Origin of the sequence: Streptosporangium sp. NPDC020072 (genome assembly GCF_040631445.1) — a bacterium.
Lineage (GTDB): Bacteria > Actinomycetota > Actinomycetes > Streptosporangiales > Streptosporangiaceae > Streptosporangium.
The window spans coordinates 39,187-63,535 of sequence record NZ_JBEYAB010000004.1 but is presented as its reverse complement, the minus strand read 5'-3'; the positions used below and the strand labels follow the sequence as shown (position 1 = coordinate 63,535).

27 protein-coding genes are annotated in these 24,349 nt (G+C 69.1%); 10 read left to right on the top strand and 17 right to left on the bottom strand.

The window, feature by feature from the left end:
* Window positions 1-7: 7 nt before the first annotated feature.
* Complete coding sequence (locus ABZ470_RS09780) at window positions 8-688, bottom strand: class E sortase (RefSeq protein ID WP_362911053.1); 681 nt, start codon at window positions 686-688, stop codon at window positions 8-10.
* A gap of 206 nt (window positions 689-894) precedes the next feature.
* On the opposite strand from ABZ470_RS09780, the gene ABZ470_RS09775 reads away from it, so the two are divergent.
* Window positions 895-1,140: a cell division protein CrgA gene (locus tag ABZ470_RS09775; protein WP_352013511.1), complete on the top strand. Its 246-nt coding sequence runs from the start codon at window positions 895-897 to the stop codon at window positions 1,138-1,140.
* A 57-nt stretch (window positions 1,141-1,197) separates the two neighbouring features.
* Here the strand turns inward: ABZ470_RS09775 and ABZ470_RS09770 are convergent, their stop codons facing one another.
* The gene (locus ABZ470_RS09770; protein WP_352013512.1) at window positions 1,198-2,076 is read right to left on the bottom strand and encodes a rhomboid family intramembrane serine protease; all 879 of its coding nucleotides are present in this window, start codon (window positions 2,074-2,076) and stop codon (window positions 1,198-1,200) included.
* 162 nt (window positions 2,077-2,238) lie between these two features.
* Window positions 2,239-2,778 (bottom strand): peptidylprolyl isomerase, encoded by a 540-nt coding sequence (locus ABZ470_RS09765; protein ID WP_362911052.1) that lies wholly within the window; start codon window positions 2,776-2,778, stop codon window positions 2,239-2,241.
* Between the two features lie 250 nt (window positions 2,779-3,028).
* On the opposite strand from ABZ470_RS09765, the gene ABZ470_RS09760 reads away from it, so the two are divergent.
* Complete coding sequence (locus ABZ470_RS09760; RefSeq protein ID WP_362911051.1) at window positions 3,029-3,568, top strand: hypothetical protein; 540 nt, start codon at window positions 3,029-3,031, stop codon at window positions 3,566-3,568.
* 59 nt (window positions 3,569-3,627) lie between these two features.
* Here the strand turns inward: ABZ470_RS09760 and ABZ470_RS09755 are convergent, their stop codons facing one another.
* The 4 genes from ABZ470_RS09755 to ABZ470_RS09740 all read right to left on the bottom strand — a co-directional run bounded on the left by ABZ470_RS09755 (window position 3,628) and on the right by ABZ470_RS09740 (window position 7,231).
* The gene (locus ABZ470_RS09755) at window positions 3,628-4,581 is read right to left on the bottom strand and encodes a GNAT family N-acetyltransferase (protein ID WP_362911050.1); all 954 of its coding nucleotides are present in this window, start codon (window positions 4,579-4,581) and stop codon (window positions 3,628-3,630) included.
* Window positions 4,582-4,724: 143 nt separating this feature from the next.
* A complete protein-coding gene (locus ABZ470_RS09750; RefSeq protein ID WP_362911049.1) occupies window positions 4,725-5,228 on the bottom strand; it encodes a hypothetical protein in 504 nt (167 codons plus the stop codon).
* Entirely contained in the window at window positions 5,206-5,835 is a 630-nt protein-coding gene (locus tag ABZ470_RS09745) for a PadR family transcriptional regulator (protein WP_362911048.1), read from the bottom strand. Before ABZ470_RS09745 ends, ABZ470_RS09750 begins: the two co-directional genes overlap by 23 nt.
* 82 nt (window positions 5,836-5,917) lie before the next feature.
* Window positions 5,918-7,231 (bottom strand): lysozyme, encoded by a 1,314-nt coding sequence (locus ABZ470_RS09740; RefSeq protein ID WP_362911047.1) that lies wholly within the window; start codon window positions 7,229-7,231, stop codon window positions 5,918-5,920.
* A gap of 258 nt (window positions 7,232-7,489) precedes the next feature.
* On the opposite strand from ABZ470_RS09740, the gene ABZ470_RS09735 reads away from it, so the two are divergent.
* Entirely contained in the window at window positions 7,490-8,125 is a 636-nt protein-coding gene (locus tag ABZ470_RS09735; protein WP_362911046.1) for a GNAT family protein, read from the top strand.
* On the opposite strand, the gene ABZ470_RS09730 is transcribed toward ABZ470_RS09735, so the two are convergent.
* The 3 genes from ABZ470_RS09730 to ABZ470_RS09720 form a co-directional block, all read right to left on the bottom strand.
* The gene (locus ABZ470_RS09730; RefSeq protein WP_362911045.1) at window positions 8,096-8,719 is read right to left on the bottom strand and encodes a class I SAM-dependent methyltransferase; all 624 of its coding nucleotides are present in this window, start codon (window positions 8,717-8,719) and stop codon (window positions 8,096-8,098) included. The two genes, ABZ470_RS09735 and ABZ470_RS09730, sit on opposite strands and share 30 nt — an antisense overlap.
* Before the next feature lie 2 nt (window positions 8,720-8,721).
* Window positions 8,722-9,078, bottom strand: coding sequence for a hypothetical protein (locus ABZ470_RS09725; protein WP_362911044.1), 357 nt, complete (start codon window positions 9,076-9,078; stop codon window positions 8,722-8,724).
* 451 nt (window positions 9,079-9,529) lie between these two features.
* Complete coding sequence (locus ABZ470_RS09720) at window positions 9,530-10,057, bottom strand: DinB family protein (protein ID WP_362911043.1); 528 nt, start codon at window positions 10,055-10,057, stop codon at window positions 9,530-9,532.
* Window positions 10,058-10,548: 491 nt separating this feature from the next.
* Here ABZ470_RS09720 and ABZ470_RS09715 point away from each other — a divergent pair, with 491 nt between their 5' ends.
* Complete coding sequence (locus ABZ470_RS09715; protein ID WP_362911042.1) at window positions 10,549-11,235, top strand: dihydrofolate reductase family protein; 687 nt, start codon at window positions 10,549-10,551, stop codon at window positions 11,233-11,235.
* A gap of 4 nt (window positions 11,236-11,239) precedes the next feature.
* Here ABZ470_RS09715 and ABZ470_RS09710 read toward each other — a convergent pair whose 3' ends face one another.
* Window positions 11,240-11,746, bottom strand: a complete 507-nt coding sequence (locus ABZ470_RS09710) for a DUF6461 domain-containing protein (protein WP_362911041.1) — start codon at window positions 11,744-11,746, stop codon at window positions 11,240-11,242.
* Between the two features lie 80 nt (window positions 11,747-11,826).
* Between ABZ470_RS09710 and ABZ470_RS09705 the strand changes: the two genes are divergently transcribed.
* Entirely contained in the window at window positions 11,827-13,188 is a 1,362-nt protein-coding gene (locus ABZ470_RS09705) for a hypothetical protein (RefSeq protein ID WP_362911040.1), read from the top strand.
* Between the two features lie 58 nt (window positions 13,189-13,246).
* On the opposite strand, the gene ABZ470_RS09700 is transcribed toward ABZ470_RS09705, so the two are convergent.
* Window positions 13,247-13,720 carry a carboxymuconolactone decarboxylase family protein gene (locus ABZ470_RS09700; RefSeq protein ID WP_352013526.1) on the bottom strand — a complete coding sequence of 158 codons (474 nt, stop codon included), beginning with the start codon at window positions 13,718-13,720 and terminating at the stop codon, window positions 13,247-13,249.
* A 271-nt stretch (window positions 13,721-13,991) separates the two neighbouring features.
* Between ABZ470_RS09700 and ABZ470_RS09695 the strand changes: the two genes are divergently transcribed.
* Window positions 13,992-14,576: a TetR/AcrR family transcriptional regulator gene (locus ABZ470_RS09695; protein ID WP_352013527.1), complete on the top strand. Its 585-nt coding sequence runs from the start codon at window positions 13,992-13,994 to the stop codon at window positions 14,574-14,576.
* Window positions 14,573-15,658: an acyltransferase gene (locus tag ABZ470_RS09690; protein ID WP_362911039.1), complete on the top strand. Its 1,086-nt coding sequence runs from the start codon at window positions 14,573-14,575 to the stop codon at window positions 15,656-15,658. The genes ABZ470_RS09695 and ABZ470_RS09690 overlap by 4 nt, the downstream gene beginning before the upstream one ends.
* Before the next feature lie 2 nt (window positions 15,659-15,660).
* On the opposite strand, the gene ABZ470_RS09685 is transcribed toward ABZ470_RS09690, so the two are convergent.
* On the bottom strand, window positions 15,661-17,178 hold the full coding sequence (locus ABZ470_RS09685) for an alpha/beta hydrolase (protein WP_362911038.1): 1,518 nt from the start codon (window positions 17,176-17,178) through the stop codon (window positions 15,661-15,663).
* A 255-nt stretch (window positions 17,179-17,433) separates the two neighbouring features.
* On the opposite strand from ABZ470_RS09685, the gene ABZ470_RS09680 reads away from it, so the two are divergent.
* Window positions 17,434-18,684 carry a histidine kinase gene (locus tag ABZ470_RS09680; RefSeq protein WP_362911037.1) on the top strand — a complete coding sequence of 417 codons (1,251 nt, stop codon included), beginning with the start codon at window positions 17,434-17,436 and terminating at the stop codon, window positions 18,682-18,684.
* Window positions 18,681-19,343 (top strand): response regulator transcription factor, encoded by a 663-nt coding sequence (locus ABZ470_RS09675; protein WP_362911036.1) that lies wholly within the window; start codon window positions 18,681-18,683, stop codon window positions 19,341-19,343. Before ABZ470_RS09680 ends, ABZ470_RS09675 begins: the two co-directional genes overlap by 4 nt.
* Window positions 19,344-19,352: 9 nt before the next feature.
* Here the strand turns inward: ABZ470_RS09675 and ABZ470_RS09670 are convergent, their stop codons facing one another.
* From ABZ470_RS09670 to ABZ470_RS09655, 4 genes are all read right to left on the bottom strand, one after another.
* On the bottom strand, window positions 19,353-20,204 hold the full coding sequence (locus ABZ470_RS09670; protein WP_362911035.1) for a DUF72 domain-containing protein: 852 nt from the start codon (window positions 20,202-20,204) through the stop codon (window positions 19,353-19,355).
* An 83-nt stretch (window positions 20,205-20,287) separates the two neighbouring features.
* Window positions 20,288-21,358 carry an aryldialkylphosphatase gene (locus ABZ470_RS09665; protein WP_362911034.1) on the bottom strand — a complete coding sequence of 357 codons (1,071 nt, stop codon included), beginning with the start codon at window positions 21,356-21,358 and terminating at the stop codon, window positions 20,288-20,290.
* Window positions 21,355-22,371 (bottom strand): phosphotriesterase, encoded by a 1,017-nt coding sequence (locus ABZ470_RS09660; RefSeq protein WP_362911033.1) that lies wholly within the window; start codon window positions 22,369-22,371, stop codon window positions 21,355-21,357. The genes ABZ470_RS09665 and ABZ470_RS09660 overlap by 4 nt, the downstream gene beginning before the upstream one ends.
* Before the next feature lie 156 nt (window positions 22,372-22,527).
* Window positions 22,528-23,469: an RNA ligase family protein gene (locus ABZ470_RS09655; RefSeq protein WP_362911032.1), complete on the bottom strand. Its 942-nt coding sequence runs from the start codon at window positions 23,467-23,469 to the stop codon at window positions 22,528-22,530.
* Window positions 23,470-23,812: 343 nt separating this feature from the next.
* Between ABZ470_RS09655 and ABZ470_RS09650 the strand changes: the two genes are divergently transcribed.
* Entirely contained in the window at window positions 23,813-24,301 is a 489-nt protein-coding gene (locus ABZ470_RS09650) for a DUF1648 domain-containing protein (RefSeq protein ID WP_362911031.1), read from the top strand.
* The last annotated feature ends 48 nt before the right edge of the window (window positions 24,302-24,349 follow it).

Sequence of the window (24,349 nt, the reverse complement as noted above, 5' to 3'; positions counted from 1 at the left end):
GGTCGTCCTATCCCCGGCGGTCCTCGCGCCGGACGAGTTCGCCGGAGACGATGAGCCGCTGGGCGGCGGAGTACTCCGGATGGCAGGTGGACAGCGTGATCACGGCCTTGGTCGGTCTGCGGCCCGGCACGCCGGGGACGGGGGCGATGACGTCCACCTGTCCCGGGTCGACGACGCGCTCGCCGGTGACCCGGTAGGTGTAGCCGGCCTGCCGGGTCTCGACCACGATCTCGTCACCCCGGCGCAGTTCCCCGAGCCTGTTGAACGGCGCCGCATAAGTGGTTCGATGCCCAGAAAGCACGAAATTTCCTACTTCGCCGGGTAGGGCGGTGCCCGGGTAGTGCCCCGGCCCCGTCCGCAGCTGGTCCCAGCCGACGCCCTCGACGACGGCGTACTCGTAGTCCGCGCCGAACCGGGGAATCCTGAGCAGCGCCAGCGCGTCCCCCTTCCTGAACCAGGCGGGCAGCCGCTCCTGGACGGGGCGGACCCCGGTCGCGGGCGGGACCGCAGGCGGGGCCCCGAGCAGGGCCGTGAGCGCGGGAAGACCGGCGCGGAAGCCCTCGCGCAGCTCCGCCTGCCGCCGCGCCGTGTAGGACCCCGTTCCCCACAGCAGGTACGCGCAGAAGAACAACACGACCACCCCGGCGGTCATGCTCACTTCTCCGGAAACCCGCAGTATGGCTCTCACGGGCTCACGGTAATGACGGCGAATCCCTCACAACCGGAGGAAATCACGGCGTTGAACCAAGGTTTGCGCGGTTATGGCACGCTATGGGATCGCCATGACATGGGTGTCCCGACTATTCTTACTCGGGTCTTCGCCACCAGCGACTACGCTAGTTGACACGGCCTGCGCATGATCCGACCGCGCAGGGTTGACGCAGGAGAGCCCCAGTGCCCAAGCCCAAGACCCGTAAGAAGGCGGTTTACACGCCTCCGCAGACCTCCCAGCAGGTCAAGATGAGCCCGCGCTGGTTGGCGCCGGTCATGGTGGCCTCCTGGATCATCGGGGTCCTGTGGATCGCCGTCTACTACGTCGCGCCCCGCGCGCCCGGCATCATCCTCCTGCAGAACTGGAACCTGCTGATCGGGTTCGCCTTCATCATCTTCGGTGTGGTTCTCTCCACCCGCTGGCGTTAGTTTTTTCCACAGCGTTTATCCACACCCTGGGGAAGCATCAGGGTGTGGATCGAGCGATCAGCCGGGGAAACCGAGCTGCAGCTGGTAGATGTACGGCGGCAGCGTCATGACCACCGCGGCCAGCGCGAGGAGCACCACGGCGCACCCGCCCCACTGGACCACGTTCCGGTTGCGCTGCGGGGCGTAGGCGAGGATGACGCCGACCACGGTGCCGGTGATCAGACCACCCAGGTGCCCCTGCCAGCTGATGCCGGGGACCGCGAAGGTGATCACCGCGTTGGCGACGATCAGCAGGAGCACACCGCGGGCGTTGTAGCCCAGCCGCCTGGAGACCACGAACAGCGCGCCGAACATGCCGTAGATCGCACCGGAGGCGCCGACCGCGGCGATGCCGAACAGGTAGACGGCCACCGCCCCGCCGAGCGCGGACAGCAGATAGAGCGCCAGGAAGCGCAGTGAGCCGAGGCGCCGTTCGAGCTCGGGACCGATGACGTAGAGGGCCCACATGTTGAACAGGATGTGGGTGATCGCGAACGAGCCGTTGGCCAGCGGCGCGTGCAGGAACGCACCGGTGAGCAGGCGCCACCACTCGCCGTGGTAGACGGCGCCCGCGTCCATCTGGAAGCCGTAGATCACAGGGCCGGGGGCGAGGGTCTCGGCGACGTAGGCCAGGACGTTGAGGACGAGCAGTGTCCAGGTGGCCCTGGGGGTCGTGACCGCCCTGCCGCCGAAGGCCGTCTGCGCCTGCCGTACGGTCTTGTTGCCCTCCGCGACGCACTCGGGGCACTGGAAGCCGACCGAGGCCTCGCGCATGCAGTCGGGGCAGATGGACCGGTCACAGCGCTGGCAGCGGACGTAGGTCTCGCGGCCCGGGTGCCGGTAACACGTGGGAACGGCTGCCGTCTCCGGCTCGCTGGGTGGTGGCGGTGTGGTCATGGCGTCTCGATGGCCCCTTCGACCGTGCTGTCATCCACAGACTGCCAGCCTATTCATGATCCTGAGCACACGCACCAGGGAAAAGTCCCCTGTACGGCCACAGCGGCCTCCCCGGTCACGGTCGTCACAGTGAGAACCGGTCCGGGGAGGCCGCCAGGAGCCTCAGCCCTGGACGCGGTCGATCGTGACCGACTCCAGGACGACCGGCTCGACGGGCCGGTCGCGGCCGTCGGTCTTGGTCTTGGCGATGGCGTCCACGACGTCCTTGCCCTCGACGACCTCACCGAAGATGGTGTGCCTGCCGTTCAGGTGCGACGTGGGGACCACGGTGATGAAGAACTGCGAGCCGTTGGTGCCACGGCCTGCGACGATGCCCGCGTTCGCCATGGCGAACAGGTAGGGACGGTTGAAGTACAGGTCCGGGTGGATCTCGTCGTCGAACTTGTAACCCGGGCCGCCGATGCCCTCACCCAGCGGGTCACCGCCCTGGATCATGAAACCATCGATGACCCGGTGGAAGATCGTGCCGTCGTAGAGCTTGGTGTTCTGCTGCTTCTCCCCCGTCTCCGGATGCACCCACTCGCGGGTGCCCTCCGCCAGCTCGACGAAGTTACGCACCGTCTTGGGCGCGTGGTTCGGGAAGAGCTGGATCTTCACCGTGCCGCGATTGGTCTTCAGGGTCGCGATCAGATTCTCAGCCACGATCGGGCTCCCCCTTCATGTCGGTGGTCAGGACCTCTGCGATATGCAGTTTCATGGCGTTCAGGTGATCTATCAGTGGCCTCGGCGACAGCCGATCCACTCAGCATCCTCCCACGACCAGCGATGATTGATCCGCCTTCGAGCGGGAAGGGGACGCAACGGGGCCCAGACAACTGGGGAGGTTAACGTGCCTCTTACACTTTTTGGAAAGCGTCATACGATCGTGATTCCGGACAGTCGGCTGCATCAGATGAAGGCTCAGGTCAACCGTGTCGGCGACCTCGCATCCGAGAAGGTCGGTCCGATGGCCAGCCAGGCCCGGGACGCCGCCGGTCACGCTCGCGACGCGGCCGCCTACGCGCGTGGCAGCGCCGGTGACAAGATCTACGTGGCCAGGGAGTGGGCGGCGCCGAAGTTGGACGCCGCGGCCCACTCGTTCGAGGAACAGATAGCGCCCAAGGTCAGCGCCCTGCTGTCCCAGGCGGCGAGCAGGGTCGATCCCCGGCCACCTGTCAGGTCCAGGAAGTGGCCGATGCTCCTGCTGTTCACCGGCCTCGCGGTCGGCGCGGTCGGTTTCGCGCTGTACCGCAAGAACTCCGAGCAGTGGACCGACGCGATGAAGGAGAACGCCGCCGGAGCCTCCCGGTGGGCGACGGACAAGGCCCGTGCGACCTCGGAGAAGGTCTCCGACCTGACGGACGAGGCCGCCTCGAAGGTCGAGGCGAAGGCGGGCAAGCTTGGCGACAAGGCCGAGCGCAAGGCGGACCAGACGTCCAGGAAACTGTCCTGACCCGTCGCATGAGGGTGGCCCGCGCCGACCTGGCGCGGGCCGTCCTCATGTCAGGGGTCTCACAGGTCGGCGACGTAGGCTGTCGCGCCGCGTGAGACCTCGAACCCGGCCCGAAGGTAGACACCGGGCGCTCCGGTCGCGTTTCCGGTGTCCACGGAGAGGGCGGCCTTGCCGTACCCCTCGGAGCGGAAGTGGGCCAGGGCGTGGGCGAGCAGCGCGCCGGCCACCCCTCTACCCCGCCAGTCCTCCAGGGTCGCGACGGTCTGGACCCAGGCCTCGCGGACTCCGGTGACCTCGGTGTCGGCCGCATAGTAGAAGGTGAGCAGTATCCCGACGCTCCTGCCCGACTCCTCCTGGACGACGAAGGAGTCCTTTCCGCTGAACGCCTCCAGCCCGATGAGCTTCTCGCGCCAGCTCTCCGCCGTGTGCGGGGTGCTGCCCCAGTGGTCGGCGAAGGCCGCGTTGCGCACCTCGCGGGCGGCCTCCTCAAGATCGTCACCATAGGGGACGATCTTCAGCCCTTCCGGCAGGTGGTTCTCCGGCAGAGGAGCGGCCAGGTCACGGGTCATCACGTGGAACGTCCGGACCGGCAGCATGCCCGCCGCCCGCGCCACGGCTCCGGCCCACTCGTTGCCGTCGTGCACGTAGACGTGCAGCGAGAGCGGCCTGCCCGGGAAGAGCCCCTCGTGGACCCTGCGGCCCGCCTGAAGGGTCCAGTTCATCAGCCTCCCGCCGAGGCCACGGCGTCGGTAGGCCGGGTGCACCGCGCCCCACGTCCGCATGATGTGGCCGGGCTCGGCGACGGACCCGGCGTAGACGACGCCGAAGGCCACCAGTCTGTCGCCGTCCCACACTCCACAGGTGCCCTCGGCGGGATCGGCCAGGGCGAGATCCTGCAGAAGGTCACTCCGGCTGTAGTTGTCCCCGGTCCTGTCTTCGGCCTCGACCGCCGTGAGCAGTTCCGCCCACCGGTCCACGTCGTCGCCGGTCAGCGGGGTCCACGTGAAGGTCATGCCGGGGAGCATACGATCGCCCCATTTCCAGCACGACTGATTTTTCGGCCTTTCGCATGACACAGGACAGGCGTGTCTCGCCGTACAACCCGGAGCAGGCGTGTCTTCTTATGACCTGGAACAGGCGTGTCTCGCCGTACGGCTCAGAGCAGGCGTGTCCCGCAGCCGAGTTCGAGGCCGAGGCGGCGCAGTCCCTCCGCGAAGCCGTTCCTCGTCCTGTCACCGAGGCCGGCGAAGAACCGGTTGGCCAGCGGTACGGCCCAGCGACCCTGTTCCGCGACGTTGAAGACGCGATGGATGAGGAGTGTGCCCTCTGGATGCGGCTCGACGGTGTGTTCCCCCCGGTACCACCAGCCGTCCTGGACGGCCAGGGTGGCGCCGGTCACCTCGATGGTCATCGTGTGGGCCGGTGCCCTCAGGGTGAACCGCCGTGGGCCGCCCTCGGCCGTGCCTGCATAGGACGCGACCGTGCCGCCGTAGGGCGCGGCCGTACCGCCGTAGGGCTCGACCGTGCCTTCGTTGGAGGCGTACAGCCAGGCGTTGTCCCGGCCGACGGGACCCGGCCCGACCGTCAGGATCAGCCGCCCGACCCGGTCCGGCGGCGCCTCGACCACCCCGGCGACCTCACACAGTGGAGCCCTGCTCATGCGTTCCTCCTGTCGTGCCGGGGCCGGTGTGGTCCGGCCAGGCGAGTTCTCCCGACGCGAGCCGCTCCAGGACACCGCGCACCCAGTCGAGTTCGGCGCCGCGCAGGGCGCGCTCGCATTCGAGCTCCAGCGTCAGCACCGGGGGCAGCCCGCTCTCCCTCAGGTTCCTCAGGTGCGCGTCACAGGCGAAGACCGCGCTCTCCAGGGCGGCGGCGCGGGTCAGCAACGCACGCTCCGCCTCCCGCGCGGACAGCCCCCCGATGAGGGAGAGCGCGGCGTTGAGGGTGCGGGTGTCCGGCCCCGGCTCCTCAAGCAGCCGTCTGAGCCTGGTGGTCAGCTCCGCCCTGCCCTCCTCGGTGAGCCGGTAGACCGTCCGCTCCGGCCTGCGGCCCTGTCTGCTGGTCTCGGCCGGGACGATCAGCTCCTCCCCGGCCAGCCGGTCGATCGCGTGGTAGAGGCTGCGTGGCAGCCCGGTCACGTAGTCCTTGTGCGTGTCCAGGATCATCCGGTGCAGTTCGTACGGATGACCCGGCCGCACCGAGAGCAGGGCGAGCACGGTCAGGCCGACCAGGTCGGGGCCGCGGGCCATCACACCTCCATAGTGCATGCTCCTTTATTGCAGTATGCACTATGGAGGCACGCCTCACGATCCCTCCTGGGAGGCACTCGCGACTGGACCCTCCCGAGAGTCACTCGCGGTCGGAGTCGATGGTCACCATCACCGTGCCGATGGTGACCTTCATCCCTTCCTCCGGCTCCTCGATCTCCGGGGCGTCGGGCCTCGCGGCGTCGTTGGTGGTCGCGCCCCGCGCGCCGAGATCGTCGTGGAGGGCTTCGTGACCCTCCTGGCCGATCCGCATGGGCCTCTCCGGGCTGATCAGCCCAGAGGATTCAGCGGATTCATCGTTCTTAGGGTGTTTATCGGGCCTGATGTTCTTGACGGGCTCACCAGGTTTGGTGGATTTCGCGGGTTTGGTGGACCTGGGGGGCTTGGGAGTTTTGGCAGGGTCGCCGGGCCCGATGGGCCCAATGGGCTCGGTGGCGAATTTCAGCTCCGTCGTACCCTGCGGCTGCAACTCGTCGATCGTGCACCGCACCGCCCTGCCGCTGAAGTCACAGCCGGGGCTCGCCCCGATGATCCGCCGGCCGCCGAAGGTCCTGCCGACCACGGAGACCCTGGTCGCCGGGATCGGTCCGGTGTTGAGGACCGTGATGCCGTAGCCGTACCTGCCGACCGGCCTGCCCGCGGCGGCCAGTTCGGCCGGGGGCTGGGCGAGCATGCTCAGCTCCGTCATGTTGCCGTTGAAGACGTTCTGCCCCCCGGGAAGCACTCCCTTGTCCGCGAACTGCCAGAAGGTCTGACGCAGCCAGCCCGCGGGCAGCGGCCCCGGCTCGGCTCCCCATCGGGCGAGCCAGAGCGGGTTACGGCCGAAGGCCGAGGAGTCCCCCGTGCAGTTCCGCCACCAGTCGGTGGTGGTGTAGATGATCGCGTCCCGCCCGGTCCGCTCCCGGTAACGCGTGGTGAAGTCCTTCAGCCAGGCGACCATTCGTGGCCGGTCCAGGCCGTAGCAGTGATCCAGGCCGTTCCGGTTGGTGTAGGGATTGTCCTCGATGTCGAGCACGCCCGGCAGGGTCCGGCCGTCGGCGTTCCAGCCACCGCCGTTGTCGACGAAGAAGTCCGCCTGCTCGGCGCCGCCCGACTCGTGCGGCTGGGCGAAGTGGTAGGCCCCCCGGAACAGCCCCGCCCCGGCCGCCCCGCTCTCCTGCGCGGCGAACAGGGGGTTGCGGAAGTTCGTGCCCTCGGAGGCGTAGACGAAGGCGAAGAGGCCGCCTCCTCCGAGGACGGACGGCCAGTCGACCTGGCCCGTCCAGTTGCTGACGTCGATCCCCCGGATCTCCTGAGGTTCGCCGGGCATCGGCTCGACCGGTCCGACGGCATTGGCCGTACCGGGGACGAAGGTCCCGGCCGCGACGAGGGCGGCGAGCAGGGACAGACGTTTCACGTGAATCACTCACCCTCGCGTGGCACCGGGCAAGATCCTGACCGATGCCCCCAAGAATCGCAAGGGCGGGGAACGAATGGCACGGGAGGCGGTGCCTTTCTTGGAGGAATGTCGCCCAGAGAATACCAACCAGGGGGTGCGCGGCTCCGAGTTTCGACCTGTCAATGGCCTTCGGTAAAGGGTTTCCGGTGAATTCCCGACCTGTCCCGAAAAACCCTGAGCCAGGCCGTACGACACCTGTTGCCTAAGATGGATCATGTGCCGGAGACTGTGACCCTGCGGGGTGAACGCGTATGTCTGGAACCGCTCACCGTTGAGCACGTCGGCGGTCTCGTCGCCGCCGCGACCGAGTCCCGCGAGACCTACGACTTCACCCGGGTGCCACAGGACGAGGCGTCGATGAGCGCCTACGTCCGGTCGGCCCTCGACGACCAGCTGACCGGTTGGGCGCTTCCCTTCGCGATCCGGTCTCTCTCCTCGGGGCGGGTGATCGGCACCTCCCGCTTCCTCGACCTCGACTACTGGTCCTGGCCCCCGTCCTGGCCGCCGGGCCGTACGGTCCCCAGTGCGGAGGGGGTTCCCAGCGTGGCCGAGATCGGCAGCACCTGGCTGGCCGCCTCCGCCCAGCGGACGGGGAGCAACACCGAGGCCAAGCTCCTCATGCTCGGCCACGCCTTCGAGGTGTGGAAGGTCCTGCGGGTCACCCTGAAGACCGACGCCCGCAACGAGCGGTCCAAGAGGGCGATCGAGCGTCTCGGCGGCCGGTTCGAGGGGGTACGGCGCGCGCACGCCAGGGCCGTGGACGGCACCGTCCGGGACACCGCCTACTACTCGATCATCGCCGAGGAGTGGCCGGCGGTCCGCTCATCGCTCAGGGAGCGGCTGAACCGGTGACGGGCGTAGCGTCCTGACTGCGACGATCGCCGCCAGGTCGGCGGCGAGGCGGAGTTCGACGGCGTCCAGCAGCGGGTGTTCCAGCCAGTGCAGCCGGACCAGGTCGGGCTCGCCTTCGTGCAGGATCGGCCACCGCCTGGCCGGGGTGAAGTCGTCGACCACAAGCGTCCCGCCGGGGGTGAGCAGCCGCGCCGGGTCGGCCGCCGCCCCGTTCTTGCCCGCCCCGCCCCCGTCCAGGACCAGCAGGTCGTACGGCGCGCGGCCGTGGATCTCGGTCCAGTCGCCGTGGATCACCGTGACGTCCGGCAGGTCCGCGAACAGCTCCGCCGTCACCCGCGCCCTGCCGGGATCGCGTTCCACGCTGACGATCGTGGCTCCCGACGGCGCCCCGGTGACGAGCCAGGCCAGCCCGACCCCGCATCCGGTGCCCGTCTCCGCGATGGAGGAGGCCCCGCCCGCGAGCACCCGCAGCAGGCGCCCCTGCTCGGGGCGGCAGGAGAAGGGAAAGCCCTGCCGGTCCGCCAGTTCGACCGCCCTGGCGACCAGCGGGGGAAGCTCAAGGCCCCGGTAGGCGTCCGTCCCGTTGAGTGACATCCCTATTGTCCGTAGGTGAAGCGGAGCTGGGCGTTGATCAGGAAGTTGAGGCGGTGACGCATGTGGCTGACCGCCTCGGGCGGCGGGGGCTCCGCGGAGGTGAGCAACGTCCAGCGCAGCGAGGTCTCCATGCCATACGGCCGCAGGTCGAACCGGATCTCGTCGTCGGGCCTGTTCGGCCACAGCGACGACCAGACCACCAGCTCGGGCTCGACCGACCGGAGCACCCTGGGCTCGATCTCGTCCCGCTGCAGTTCGAGCCACTGCCTGGGGCCGGGACGCCGCGGATTGGTCAGGCTCTCCCACACGATTCGGGGAGGTGGGGGCTGCTTTCTCTCTCGTGAACTCAGCTCGATCACCTCGCCAGAATAGGCGAACGCCATAAACACCACCACGGATTAACAAATCAGGTATTTAGCCATTTTTGCTGGTGAGGTTCTGTTGGGATGGCATTCGGGATGACAGCGCCCTCGTCGGACGGCCCTTCCGCCGGGGTCCACGCGACCTCATGGGTCTGTCGCGGTGCCGTCGTGTCAGGGACGTCGTGTCAGGGACGGAGTCCTGGAGTCACGCGTCGAGGCGTGCACGCGAGGTTCTCCACCACCGAGGAGATCATGTCGGTCGGACCGCTCGGGCCATGGCGTGACCGGTGGACGGGCCGACACCGGCATCGGCACGGCCGTCCTACGAGCGGTCGGCGCGAGAGCTCCGGGTTCGCCGACCCGGAAGCCCTGCTCCCCGAACCGGTCGCGGAGCCTTGGCCGAGAACGACCACCGGCCCGAGCGGACCGGCCTTGGGCTGAGAACGATCTACTTCAAGGACGCGGCCCGTACCATGCGAAGCTGGCCTATCTCGCTGGCGTTCTTCATCAGCTCGGAGTTGACCCAGGCGATCATGTGGGCGACGGTGTGCTCGGAGTCCTGCGGCCAGGGGAAGGGGGCCGGGGCGTCCAGGTCGGCGTCGGTGAGGCCGTCCAGCACGGTCAGCCAGGTGGTGCGGAGGCCACGCAGCCACTCGACGGCGCTCGTTCCGTCGCCCGGCCAGGTGACCTCGGTCCTGTCCCGAGGCGCGCGTCCCTGGGCGTGGTCGATGGTCACACTCCACCACCAGCCGATATGCCAGCTCACCCAGCCGATGGTGGGAACGGGGATGGGGTCGGGCTCGGTCTCCGCCCAGTCGGGCACCCATGCTCCGGTGGCGTCACGGCGTACGGTCCAGCAAAGGGGGGCGGGTTCCCACAGGAAGTCATCGGGTCGTAGTCGTTCCAGGTGGTAGTCGAACAACGACCAGGTCAGGTCGAACTGCCAACGCAACAGATCACATCGAGATGCACGCATCAAGACAGAATGGCAGGCTCCGGACAACGATCGACCGTCCCACACGGGGGTTCGGACGAGGTGCGGGGTGGGCACCGCCACGACGCGGGGGTTTTCCGTGCCAGGGGTCGAAACGGTCGGTCGGCGCCACCACGCCACCAGGGCCGCCCGTGAAGGTTCGTGAGAACGTTGATCGACACCGCCACGGCACCAGGGTCGTCCGCGGAAGTTCGAAGCCGGGTGAAGGATCGGTCGCTGGGACTTCCCTGGGAGAGCGGGGCCGGGGAAGGATCAGTCGACACCGCCACGGCGCTGGGACCCTCCACACGAGGGTTCGAAGCCGGGTGAAGGCGTTGCGACGCCGCCACGACGCCGGGGCTTCCCTGGGAGGGTGAGGCGGAGTTCCGCCGGAGGGTAGCGTGGGACGCGGCGCCGTACAGGTGTGGAGTCCGCCGGTTCGGATGGAGGCTCCGCCTTCGCGCCGTCGTCGGGAACGTTCCGGGGAGCACCACATGACCAGGCCGTTCGTCCTGTCCTCCGTCGCCGTCTCGCTTGACGGTTACATCGACGACGCGACCTCGGAACGGCTGCTGCTGTCCAACGACGAGGACTTCGACCGGGTGGACGCCGTACGCGCCACCTGCGACGCCATCCTCGTCGGCGCCGGAACCGTCCGCGCCGACGACCCCCGGCTCATGGTCCGCGCCGCGCACCGCCGTCAGGCCCGTGTCGCCGCCGGTCGACCGGAGTCTCCGCTCAAGGCCGTCATCGCCGGGCACCGGCCCCTCGACCCGACCGCGAGGTTCTTCACCACCGGCGACACCGCAAAGGTCGTCTACGCCGCCACCCCGGACGTCCCCGTCCAGGGGGACGCCCTCGCCGAGGTCGCCTCGGTCGTCGACGCCGGTGACCCCCTCGACCTGCGGGCCGTCCTCGCCGACCTCGCCGAACGAGGGGTGGAGCGCCTCATGGTCGAAGGCGGCGGCACCGTGCACACCCGGTTTCTGGCGGCGGGTCTCGTGGACGAGCTCCACGTCGTCACCGCGCCCTTCTTCGTCGGCGACGCCGCCGCCCCCCGCTTCGTCAACCCCGCGTCGTTCCCCTACGACGCGAGGAACCGCATGCGACTGCTCGAAGTGCGACCCATGGGGGATGTCATCCTCGCCCGCTATCAACCCGTCCGGCCGCCGGAGGCCTGACGGCTCAGTAATCGAGGAAACCGTGGGCGACCGCGACGCGGCTGGACGGCGTCGGCCGCACCCCGGTGACGCGTTCGGCCAGCGCTCGCGCCGCGGCGAGCCCGCCCGTCGCCCTGCCGTGGACCAGCCCGAGCTCGATCCGGTCGGCCAGGAAGGCCGTCTGGTCGTCGACCTCGTGGGGGAACAGCGGGTCGAAGGACAGGATCTCGTGGCCGTCCGCGTAGTGGTTGAAGCCCGCGACCATGTTCACGTTGACGAAGACGCTCGCCACGACCGTCCCCGCTGACAGGGGCCGCAGCACCTCTCCCAGCGACCCGGCGTAGCCGATCGCCTCGCCGAGGATGGTGCCGCCCTCGGCCGGGTAGGCGCAGATGAGCCCCACGTCGATCTCGCCTTCCTCGTCGTCGCCGTCGAGCACCTCGACACCGAGACGGGCCAGTGCCTCGTGCGGGGTGAGGCCGCGGACGTGCGTCGCGCAGAACGCCTCGTCGTCGAGCCAGCCGTACGTCATGGGAGCCCTGCTCTCCGTAGGGGGTCGGATACGGGAATCCTGGCAGGCGGGTCCGACAGAAACCGCGCACGGTCTGCGATTTGTGGGGGTTTATCGATTTTGTGAAGGTGTACGGGCTCGTTCCACTGGATGCAATTTTGGGTGTTCCGGAGAAACGGTACGGCGATCACTTCGATGATGTCGGTATGCCGATGGGGTTGATGTCGCTAATTGTGAGAGCGCTGTTGGGCGTGGCCCTCGCGGTCGCGGTCAACCAGATCCTCAACAACGGAGTGTGGAGCCCGCTGTGGACTGTCATTTCCGTGGTGCTGGCCGTACTGCTCGCGCTGATCCCTGAGCAGACACCAGAAAACACACCGGAGACCCCTCGCAACAAACCCCTCGAAAAGGTATTTTTCATCGTAAATAGCGAAAGCTCGACCAACGCCAGGCTGGGCCTGTTCCTACTCACAGCGCTGATCTTCACTTTCCTCTCATCGTTCATCCCAACCGGGATCATAGGCAACGCGGAGGGGAAGGCGTCCTCCATGCCGCCCTCCATGCCATCGCCCACACCGAAGGCCTCGCCGGGGAGCCCGTCGGAGAGCCAGCGGAGAAAAATTCCCTCTCCGCCCAGAGCCGATCCGTGCCGTCTGGTCGACGCCGTGAGACTGGGCCGGTTCGGGAAAACGGAAATCGATCCAGCTTACGGAAATTTCGACCGGTGCGATGTCCTGATATATCCACCGGGAGAGGATGAAGTGGATGTCAAGGTTGAATTCGATCCCGGTCCACTTCCTGAGCAGACGACGTCCTCCGAAACCATGAAGAACGTCATCGTCATGAAGGAGCCCGCCCAGAGCACGGAATGCGAACGCAGGATGGCGTTTTCCGCGGACAACGACACGATCGTGTCGGTAACCGCCAAACGCGGGGAGAAGGGCAGGACCTCCCTGTGTGACATCGCAGACACGGCGGCCGAGATCGCCGCCGAGAAACTCGGTGCCGGAGAGCTGGAGAAGTATCCCCGCTCTCTTCCCCAGGACTCCCTGGCGAACGAGGACGCCTGCGCGCTTCTCAGCCCGGACACCCTGGGAGAGTTCGTCCCAGGCGTCGACGCGGCGAATCCCTACGTGGGCTACGGCAACTGGACGTGCAAATGGTCCAGTACCACCGGTGATCTGCGGGTGAACCTGCACTTCGACCAGGGGCGGCAACCGGACTCCACCGACGGGGCACCCACCCGGCTCAACGGCTACCGCGCCTTCGTCGAGAGGTGGGCGGACGACGAGAGGGCATGCCTGACACAGGTGGTCTACCGCTCCTATCCCGACCGGTACGGCAGGACGAAGGCCGAGACGCTACAGCTGCTGGTCGACGGTTCCTTCCCGATGGACCGGCTCTGCCGCGTCTCCACCGAACTGGCCTATTCCGCCACCGCCCAGCTGAGGGGGGCCGCCTGACCGTACGGCGTGCGACGCCCCGGGACCCGGCGGCGGGCCCCGGGGCGTTCGCTCCTCGTTACCCGAACTGACCGGGCTGGTAGTCGCCCGCGGGCTGCTGGATGATCACGTTCACCCGGTTGAAGGCGTTGATCAGGGCGATGAGAGCCACCAGGGCGGCGAGCTGCTCCTCGTCGTAGTGCTTGGCGGCGTTCGCCCAGACGTCGTCCGGAACGCCACCGGCCGCGTCCGCGATGCGGGTGCCCTGCTCGGTCAGTTCCAGGGCGGCGCGCTCGGCGTCGGTGAAGACCGTGGCCTCCCGCCAGACCGCGACCAGGTTGAGACGGAGCGGGGTCTCTCCGGCGTGCGCGGCGTCCTTGGTGTGCATGTCGGTGCAGAAACCACAGCCGTTGATCTGGCTGGCGCGGATCTTCACCAGCTCCTGCGTCGCGGTGGGCAGCGCCGAGTTGTGGATCGCCGTGTTCGCCGCGATGAGGTGCTTCAGGAACTTCGCCGCGACCGGGTTGTCGAGCGGATTCAAACGAGCGTCCATGGTGCGCTCCTTGTCGTTGCGGTGGTTACACCTCTCTGACCAACCAGCCGGGCCGGATGTGACGCAAATGAGTGTGATGTACATCTCCTGCCCGTCGAGCCCCTGTCCTCACCGCCCGGAGGGGCACCCGGGCGAGGGCTCGGCGAACGACAGTCCTGACACTCTTGGTGATCGAATATGCACGTAAGGTAGTAGTTGGCCGGGCGGCTTGAAGCTTGGCCGGGTGTGTTATTTTTTGACCATGCGGCCAGAAAACAAGCCGGATCGACAAATGTCGTTCATCGAGGAGGCGCGGCGAGCACAGATCATCGCGTCCGCGATCGAGGTGCTCGCCTCGGTCGGCTTCGCCAAGGCGTCGCTGGCGGCCATCGCCAAGCACGCGGGCATCAGCAAGGGGGTGATCTCCTACCACTTCGCCGGCAAGGACGAGCTGATGGAGGAGATCGTCACCCAGATCTACACGAAGATCGCCGAGCGGGTCATCGCCAGGCTGGAGGGCCAGGACACCGCCGTCGGGATGCTGCGCACGTACATCCTGTCCGTGGCCGAGCACATGCGCGACCACCGCACCCAGCTCCTGGCGCTGGGTGAGATCTTCCACAACCTGCGCGACGCCGAGGGCAAGCCGCGGTACGGCGCGCACACCAACGAGGAGCTCTACCAGGGCATCGAGCACATCTACCGGTTCGGACAGAGCACGGGCGAGTTCCGTGCCTTCGACCTGCGCGTCATGGCGATCACGCACTCCTCCGCCGTCGACGCCATGTTCGCCTACTGGGCGGTCACCCCTGACCACGACCTCGACGCGCACGCGCGCGAGTTGGCCGACTTCTTCGAAAGGGCGGCGGCGAAGTGAAGACCGAGACCAGGACCAGAACCAGACTGTTCGCCGTCGACAACCTGCGTGTAGTGCTCACGGTCCTGGTGGTCCTCCACCATGTCGCGATCACCTACGGCCACATCCCCGCTTGGTACTACTTCGAGGAGGCCAAGGACGCCAGCGGCGTCGCGCTCGACATCCTGGTGATGTTCAACCAGGCGTTCTTCATGGGGTTCTTCTTCCTCATCTCCGGTTTCTTCACGCCCGCCTCCCACGACCGCAAGGGGGGCGGGGCTTTCGTCCGTGACCGGTTGAAGCGGCTCGGCATCCCCCTGCTGGTGTTCCTCCTGCTGCTACGGCCCCTGCTGGTCGCCGGCTTCTACCCGGACGGCATTCCGTACTGGTTGTTCTACCTCGGCTCGTGGGACGCGGGCCCGATGTGGTTCGTGGAGGTGCTGCTGGTCTTCGGCATCGTGTACACGCTGTGGTCGAGGCGGACCGGAGCGTCGAAGCAGGCCGTCGAGCCCCGGCGCACCGAGCTGACCGCGCGGGCGATCGTGCTGTTCGCGCTCGGGCTGGCGGTGGCCACGTTCCTGTGGCGGTTCCTGGTGCCCGTCGGGACCTACTGGATCATAATCGGGCTGCCGACGCCCTCCCACCTGCCGCAGTACGCCTCGATGTTCGTCGTCGGAGTGCTGGCCTACCGGCGTGGCTGGTTCGAGACGCTGCCCGCCAAGGCGGGACGGATCGGCTTTCTCGCCGCGACCGGGGTGACGCTGGTCGTGCTGCCGCTGAGCATGACGACCGAGGGTGTGCTCCACCAGGCGTTCAACTCCCTGTGGGAGTCGACGTTCGCCGTCTCGATCATCGTCGGGCTGATCGTGCTGTTCAGGAACCGGTACAACCGGCAGGGGGAGGGTGGCAGGTTCCTCTCCGAGCACGCCTACACGGTCTATTTCATCCATCCGGTCGTGCTCGTCGCGGTCGGCTACGCGCTGGCCTGGCTGCACGCTCCGGCGATCGTCAAGTTCGTCGTGGCCGCCGCCGTCTCGTTGCCGCTGTGCTGGGGGGTGGCCTGGCTGGTGCGCGCGCTACCCGGCGCCAGGCGGGTGTTGTGAGGTCAGGTCTCCGTGCAGGTGGTGTCGGTCGCGGGCATGACGCCGTCCACCAGATAGCGGTTGACGATCCGGTCGACGCAGTCGTTCTTCGGGGAGAACAGGCCCGCGTAGACGGTGTGCCGGAAGGCGCCGCGCAGGGTGACCAGGCGTGATCCGGTCAGGGCCCGATGGGTGGCCCGCTGGCCCTGGTACGGGGCTCCCGGGTCGCCCGTCGCACCGACCATCAGGACCGGCACGTCGTTGCGGACCCGGGTCGGCGGCTCCGCGGGCGCCACGGGCCAGAACGTGCAGGGGGTGAGGTTGCGGATGAGCGGCCCGAACAGGGGCTCCCCTGCCCGGTGGGCCTGGATGTCGCGGTAGTAGGTCTCGGGGTCGCGGGAGGCCGCCCGGTCCGCGCAGAAGATCGCGTTCTGTACGGCCGACGCCCCGTCCGCGTCCGGCCCGGAGAAGCCGGTCAGCACCTGCTCAAGGACCGGGGTCGGGGTGACCTCGACCCCCCTGGCCGCGTCACCGAGCACCTTGACGTCGGCGGCGAAGCTGCCGTAGGCCTCGTCGCTGTCTCCTCCGGTGACGTTGAACATGATCATGGGCAGCACACGACTGTCCACCTGGAACCGGCCGACCTTCAGCGGGCCCCGGCCGGTCGCCCGGTTGATCCGGTCGACGACGGCCAGCACCTCGCCCGCCGTACGGCCCAGCCGGTAGCGGTCGTGGTGACGGGCCGTCCAGGCCGCCCAGTCCCGCATGACCCCGGCGAGGGCCGGGCCCTGGTACCGGGCCAGGTCGGGGCCGTAACGGTCGACGTCGAGCGCGCTGTCGAGGACGACCCGGTCGGCACGGCCGGGGAACAGCTGGAGGTAGACGGCGCCCAGGTAGGTGCCGTACGACGAGCCGAGGTAGGACAGCTTCCGCTCACCGAGGGCGGCGCGGATCACGTCCATGTCCCTGGCGGTGTCCCTGGTCGAGACGTACGGCAGCACGTCCCGGTGGGCGGCGCAGCGGGAGGCCAGGTCCCTGGCCAGCGCCGTGGTCCGGTCGAAGGAACGCCGGTCGGGCCCGGCGGAGCCGACGATGGGACTGGGCCAGCCACAGTTCAGCGGGGTGCTGCGCCCGACGAAGCGGGGGTCCATCCCGATCAGGTCGTAGCGGGCGGCGACCTCGGGCGCGGCGTTCTTCACCATGAGCGCGAGGTAGGTCACCGGGACGCCGGGGCCGCCGGGGTTGTAGAGCAGCGTGCCGCGCCGGTGCGCGGGGTCGGTCGCCTTCAACCGGGACATCGCGACCTTGATGGTCCGCCCGTCGGGACGGCCGTAGTCGAGCGGCACCGTGACCTCGGCGCACTGGGCCTTCGCCGCGTCCAGTTCCTTGCCCGCCTCGTCGTCGGGGCCGTTCTGGCAGCGGTGCCAGTCGATCCGCTGGTTCTGGAACCTGGCCAGACCGTCGTCGGCCGTCGCCGTACCGGTCAGAACGGTGGCCAGGGCCGTCCCGGCCAGCACCGCCGCCATCCCTCGTCCGCGCATCGGACTCTCCTCTCGCTTCGTCATGCGGGGCACGAGGCTAGGCGGGCGGGCCGCGGCGGCGCGTCAGTCCGGAGTCTGGTCTTGACAACCCTCGCGACCTGGGCTTTCACCTGCCGGGGGAGGGTTCTTTGCGGAGGGTGTCCTCCTGGGGTCGCAGGTCCTCCGCGTCATCGTCATCCCCAGGGGGCACGTGTTCACCGGGCCGCGGAACCTAACATGTGTCACGCGATGCGGCTGTTCAGGAGGAATGCCCCGATGTTCGGAGTTCACCGGCGTGACGGGGTACTGGCGGCCGTGATCCTCCTGGGGTGCGTGGTCCTCAACGACCGTGTCTACGGCTCCCCGGGGCCGTTGGTCCTCCAGGTGGCGTTGGCGGCGCCGCTGGTGTGGCGGCGGCACGCGCCGTTCACGGTGTTCTGCGTGGTGGCCGGGGCGGCGCTCGTGCAGTGGTTCGCCGACGTCCAGACGCTGACCGACGTGGCGTTGCTGGTCGCCCTCTACACGGTCGCCGCCCGTTCGGCCTGGCGGTACGCGCTCGCCGCCGGGGTCGTCCTCGAAGCGGGAGTCCTGCTGGCCGCCGCCCGCTGGGCCGCGCCCGCCGACAGGTTCCTCAACTCGGCCGCCTTCCTGACCGCCGTGGTCGTGGCCGTCGCCGTCACCGGCGTGAACACCCGCATCAGGCAGGAGCGCGCCGTACGGCTCGAACACGAACGGGACCAGCGGGAACGGCTCGCGGTGGCCGAGGAGCGCGGACGCATCGCCAGGGAGATGCACGACATCGTCACCCACAACCTGTCGGTGATGGTCGCGCTGGCCGACGCCGCCGTCTTCGCCCAGCGGTACTCACCCGAGCGGGCCGAGGGCGCCATGCGGCAGATCTCCGGCACCGGACGGCAGGCGCTGACCGACATGCGGCGTTCCCTGGGCGTGCTGCGGGCCGACGAACCGGACGCGAGCCGGCATCCGGCTCCCGGCCTGGCCGAGCTCGAACCGCTCGCCGCCCGGACGCGCGCCGCGGGACTGTCCGTCCGTCTCTCCCTTGAGGGGGACGTCTCGGCGGTTCCCGCCGCCGCGCAGCTCACGGTCTACCGGCTGGTCCAGGAGGCGCTGACCAACACGTTCAAGCACACCCCCTCCGGGACACGCGCCGCCGTACGGGTGCGGTGCTCGGGCGACGCCGTCACCGTCGAGGTCGTGGACGACGGCCCGGCGGCGCGGGTCCCCGGCCCGCCGTCGGACGGGCACGGCCTGGTGGGCATGCGCGAACGCGCCGCCGCGTACGGCGGGACCCTGGAGGCCGGTCCCCGTGACGGCGGCGGCTGGCGGGTCGCGACCAGGCTCACCCTGACCACGACGGGCACGACCGGACCGGACGTGGCCGGGGGCCTGGGCATGGCGAGGACGGCCGGGCCCGGTTTGGACGGGGCGGGTGAGACCGGGGGCCCGGAAACGCCGGGTGCCGCCGGGCCTGGTCCGGGTGTGGCGGCCGGTAAGGGGGCGGTGTGACGATCCGGGTGTTGCTGGCCGATGACGAGTCGCTGCTGCGAATGGCCTTCACCATGGTCCTGGACGCCCAGCCGGACATGGAGGCCGTCGGGGAGGCGGCCGACGGCGCCGAGGCCGTACGGCTCGCCAGGACACTGCGTCCCGACGTGGTGCTGATGGACGTCCGGATGCCCGGGATGGACGGCATCGAGGCGACCGGCCGGATCACGCGTGTCTCACCGTCGTCGAAGGTGCTCATCCTGACCACCTTCGACCTCGACGAGTACGCCTTCGCCGGGCTGCGGGCCGGAGCCTCCGGCTTCCTGCTGAAGAACGCCCTGCCCGAGGAGTTGCTCGCGGCCATCCGCAACGTCGCGGCGGGCGACGCCGTGGTCTCCCCCAGGATCACCCGGCGGCTGCTGGAGACCTTCGCCCACCGGCTTCCCCACGGGGAGCGTCCCGTGTCCGACGAACGGCTGGAACGGCTCACCGCGCGTGAGCGGGAGGTGCTCGTCGAGGTGGCGCGCGGTCTGTCGAACACCGAGATCGCCGCCGAACTGCACCTCGCCGAGGCGACCGTGAAGACCCACCTGGGCCGCATCCTGCTGAAACTGGAGCTACGCGACCGAGTCCAGGCCGTGGTCTTCGCCTACGAGAGCCGCCTCGTCCACCCGGCGTGAGCGTTCCGGTCAGAACAGGGTGAGCGGCTCGACCGGTACGGGCTCCGGCAGCGGGGCCAGGGCGGGCAGGTGGGACCGTACCTCGTCGTGGAAGCGCCGGGCGAGCGCGGGGGCGTCGGCGTTGTCGGGAGTGTGCAGGAAGAAGGTCGGCGAACGACCCTCCCGCAGCCACGTCACGACCGTGTCCACCCAGGGCCGCCAGCCCTCTGCGGTGCGTTCGGCGTCGTCCCGGCCGATGTAGCGGACGATCGGGTTCCCCGTGAGGGCGGTCGTACGGCGCGGCATGCGCGGTTTCTTCGTCCAGGACTCCCGCTCGGCGTCGGTCGTCGGCGGCGTCTGGAAGAGGACGACCGTGTCGAACGGCACCCACTCGGCCCCGGCGCCCGCCAGGACCTGTTCCAGCAGCCGCGCGGACCGCTCGTCCTCGAAGAACGCCCGGTGCCTGACCTCGACGGCGTACCGGTGGGATCGGGGAAGCCGGTTGAGAAAGGCCGCGAGAACACCGAGGTCACCCGGGGAGAACGAGCCGGGAAGCTGGATCCACAGCGCGTGCGCGCGTGGGCCGAGCGGCTCGATCGCGTCCAGGAACGCCCTCAGCTCCTCCTCCGCGCCGTTCAGCCGGCGTTCGTGGGTGATCGGTTTGGGCAGCTTGAGCACGAACCGGAAGTCGGGGTCGGTCTGCTGCGCCCACAGCTCGACCGTGTTCCTCGCGGGTGTGGCGTAGAAGGTCGTGTTGCCCTCGACCGCGTTGCACAGACTCGCGTAGGCGTGCAGCCGTTCCTTCTGCGGAAGGGGGTGGGGGATGAAACGCCCCTGCCATGAGGTGTTCGTCCACATCGCGCATCCCACATGAAGCCGCATGTACCGACGCTATCCGAGTACGGCCCGCGTCCGGTCATCGGATGCGGGCCGTACTGGTGATCCACCGGGTTCGGCGGCCGGGTTCAGCGGGGTTCGGCGAAGGCGAGGGCGCGGGCGGGGTTCTCCACCATGATCTTGTGGATGACCTCGTCGCCGACGCCGAGTTCACGCAGCGCGGGCAGGAAGTAGCGCGAGATGTAGTCGTACCCCTTGCCGCCGTACTTCCTGAGCTGGATCTTCTGGCACACGTCGTGACCCAGCACGATCTGGTCCGCGTAGCCCCGTTCGATCAGGTCCGCGACGCCCCGGACGACCTTGTGGTCGCTGGTCAGGAAGAGGTGTCCCCACGGGCTTCCCGGCGAGGCCAGGAAGTCCAGCTCGATGAAGGCGCCACGGGCGACGAGACGCTCGGCGAGCGAGGGGTTCGTCACCGCCTCCATGCAGTGGCCCATGACGACGTTCGTCGGGGCGACGCCCTCCTCGTCGAGGATGTCGAGCACGGCGATCTTCTCCTCGCCGACTCCCCCGACGTGGAAGGTGATGGGGGCGCCGGTGATCCTGCTCGCCCGGCCGCTCGCGCGCACGCTCTTGAGCTCGTTCTCGGTCAGCGGCGCGGAGTCGGCGCCGACCTCGCCGATGATGCCCGAGCGGACGCCGGTCTCGCCGACCCCGAGCACGACGTCGCGCACGATGATGTCGGTGAGGTCGTCGACGGTGAGCTCGCCCATGTTCTCCGGGTGGAAGGTCGGGGTGTACCAGCCGCCGCCCATGACGACGTTGAGCCCGCTCTCCCGGGAGAGCCGCAGGAGTCCCTCGGGGTCGCGGCCGACGCCGATGGGCGAGACCTCGACCAGGGTGCCTCCCCCGACGTCGGCGAAGGCGAGCACCTCCGTCAGCATCTCGTCGAAGTCACCCATCGCGTCACTGTCGGCGTTGGGGAACCCGTGACGCGTGCGGGCGAGGTTGGCGAGGGTGAGCGGCTCGGCGGCCTCCGGGGAGTCCTCTCCGGGACGGCGGAAGCGCGCCGGGCGCCGCAGGTCGACGAAGACGTGCTCGTGCATGAGCGTCTCCCCGAGCGTCGACGGGTCGACCGGGCCCGTGACGGTCAGCGCCTTGCCCGCGATGTTCGGGATCTCGAAGGGGTAGCGGCTCACGAGTCTGCCTTCGGGGTCGTGATGGTCAGAAGTCGCCTCGGGTTGCGCACGGTGACGGTCTCGATGAGGGCGTCGTCCGCGCCGACCATCCGCAGGTAGTGGACGAGCTGCTGCAGGATGAAGCCGTACCCGCCGCCGCCGTAGGCGAGGAGGTGCGACTTGGCCGAGACGTCCTGCGACAGCAGGACCCGCTCGGCGTGTCCCCTGCGCGCCAGTTCGACCACGGCCGTCGCCACGTCCTGGTCGTCGGAGACGCTCAACACGGACGGCAGCCTGCCGAGTTGGTCGAACTGCACGAACACCCCGCGTTCGAGGAGCGGTTCGAGCTCGTCGGGGTGCGGGGAGAGCGGGTCGCAGTGCCCGACGACGACGCGCGTGAGGTCCGCGCCCTCCTCGGCGAGCAGGTCGAGCACCCGCCGCTGGGTCGCGGGGTCGGCGGATCGGTCGAGCGTGATCGCGGCACCGGTGGCCGCGGAGGCCCGCGCCGCCGCGGCGAGGATCGCGCGTCCCGCGGGCTCGCCGGGGTCGAGTGCGCCGAGTTCGCCGATGACGCCCGCGCGCACGCCGTCCACGCCCTCGGTGATGTCCCTGACGATCTCCTCGGTGAGCCCGTCGACGTCGCCGGAACCGGTGGGGCGGTATCGTCCCGCGCCCATGACGACGGCCAGGCCGGTCGCCTCGGCGATACGGCGCAGCGCGGCCGGGTCACGCCCGAGGTCGGGGGTGGTGACGTCCACCAGCGTGCCGCCCCCGGCCTGCTTGAACGCGGTGGCCTCGCGGACGGCCAGCGCCTCGTCGCCGAGAAGCAGGTTGTCCCTGTTGGGGAGGCCCAGACTGACCTCGCCGAGCAGTTCCATGGTGAGCGGTTCCTGCGGTTCGGTCCCGTCGCTGAAGTCGCTCAGCAGATGTTCGTGGGGCATGACCGCGCCGAGGGCGTCCGGCGCGAGGTCACCGGTGACGGTGACGACCCTCGCCGCGCGCGCGGTTGCCGTGGTGGAGTCGGTGGTGGACACCGGGCCAACATAACATAGAAGATCGTATATGATACAGAGGGCAATCCGTGTGTCTCCGAGACGGAACGGCACGTGGACGCGCCGCGCCGCCGGCCGTACGAAACCATGGACAGGTCCGTTCCGAACTCCCCTGCCCCCGGGCCGGCCGACGGCCCGTCAACCCCCGGCCAGAGCCTCGGCGGCCCTGCGGACGTGGGCCTGCAACGCGGCCTCCGCGCGATCGTCGAGGGCCGCCGTGGTCGCGGGGAAGGCGTCGGACAGGTCCACCATGACGTCGAGGACCACCTCGTCCAGGAGTTCGTCGAGGGAGGACGGCCCCGTTTTGGACCGTGCCCCGGCCAGCCGTGGCCCGTTGACCATCTCCAGGGCGATCCGGCGTAGCTCCTCCGAGGAGAGCATCACCTGCGGGTCCCAGGGACGGCTCTGGTCGAAGCGCCGTTCGTCGAACTCCTCGATCTTCAGTTTGCGGGCGGGACGGCGCGCGGGAGGCAGGGGGGTGTCGGGCCGCAGGACGATTCCCTCGGCCGTGTTGTCCGGCACCTCGGGCAGGCCGAGCATCCGCGGCACACGGGTGGGGAAACGGCGGGGCAGACCGTCGAGGTCCGTCAGGCTCCCCCTGGCGAGAAGCGGCACGACGTCGAGACCGGTGTCGGCGGCGATCGAGGCGATGTCCGCGTAGGGCAGGAAGGTCCCGGGGTCGTCCGGCCCCTCGTGACGCAGCACGTCGAAAAGGGCGAAGCGAATCCCGGGGCTGTACCAGACGCCCGTCTGGACGGGGGACGCGCCCGGCACCGGGGAGACTTCGGGGTGGGGGTAGTGGCCGCCGTACAGCTCGCCGTAGAGACGCACCGCCGAACCACCGCGGGCCAGGGCGGCCTCCACGGCCCCGGCGAAGGCGGCGCGCAGGAGCTGCCAGCCGAAGAACGGCTCGTCGTCACGCAACCACGCCTTGCGCTTGCCCACCGACAGGCCCTCGCCGTCATGGGCGATCACCATCTGGGCCCCGTGGACCTTCTCGGTGGCCACCCACGGACCTCCGGCGGTGCCCCCACCGGCCCGGTCGGCGGCGGGGATCTTGGGGTAGGCGAGATGCCGCATCGGAGCAGTATGGCCGAGACGAACTCGGAAACACCTCTGCTTTTCCGGCCGGCCCGAAGCCCGTTCCGGCCCGGTCCTGAGCCGGTGGTCAGATCGGGTGCGCCCCGGGGCCGCCGATCGTGATCTCTGTATCGTGCGGCGGATCGCTTCTGCGCCGAAGGGCCGAGGCCACGGTGGCCCGTGCGCCGTGGTCTCCGTGGAGCCGTCTCATCACCGGAAATGCTTTACCTGGGGCCTACGACCTTTTTGAGATGGTCTCCACGACCAGGAATGACCAGCCTTCCGGACAATCCTCCTCGTCGTCACAGAAAAGTAACAACAGCCCAGGAGAAGCGGGTTCGGCGTGGATGAATCACATGGCTCTCGCTCCATATTGTGGAAGCTCGCATTACTCACCTGCGGACCGCTGCTGACGACGGCGCTGTCGGTGTGGGCCTTCAGCCAGGTACCGGCCGACGCGGTGGTCCCTGTCCATTGGAATGCGATCGGCGAGGCGGATCGATACGTGTCGAGGCTGGAGGCGCTCCTGACGCTTCCCATCGTCTCGATCGTCGTCAGCCTCGTGGCCTGGCTGGTCGACATGCTGGGAGGCGTTCAGCGGAACGTCGTACCCGGATGGGTGCTGATCTCTCTCATGCTCGTGACGGCGCACGGCTTCGTCCTTCAGGCGGCGCTGTCCGGCAGGGCGGTCCTGCCCCGGGTGATCGTCGGGGTGCTCGGCCTGGCCGTACTGACGCTGGCCGGCAGGCCTTCCGTACCGGCCGGATGGAGATGGGCAGCCGCCCTCCTCGGCTGCGCCGTCCTCGTCGCCGCCTTCGCCGTACCGCTGTGACCGCCCGGCCGAGGCGGGACCTGGCGCTCCGTACGGTCCCGGTGGCCG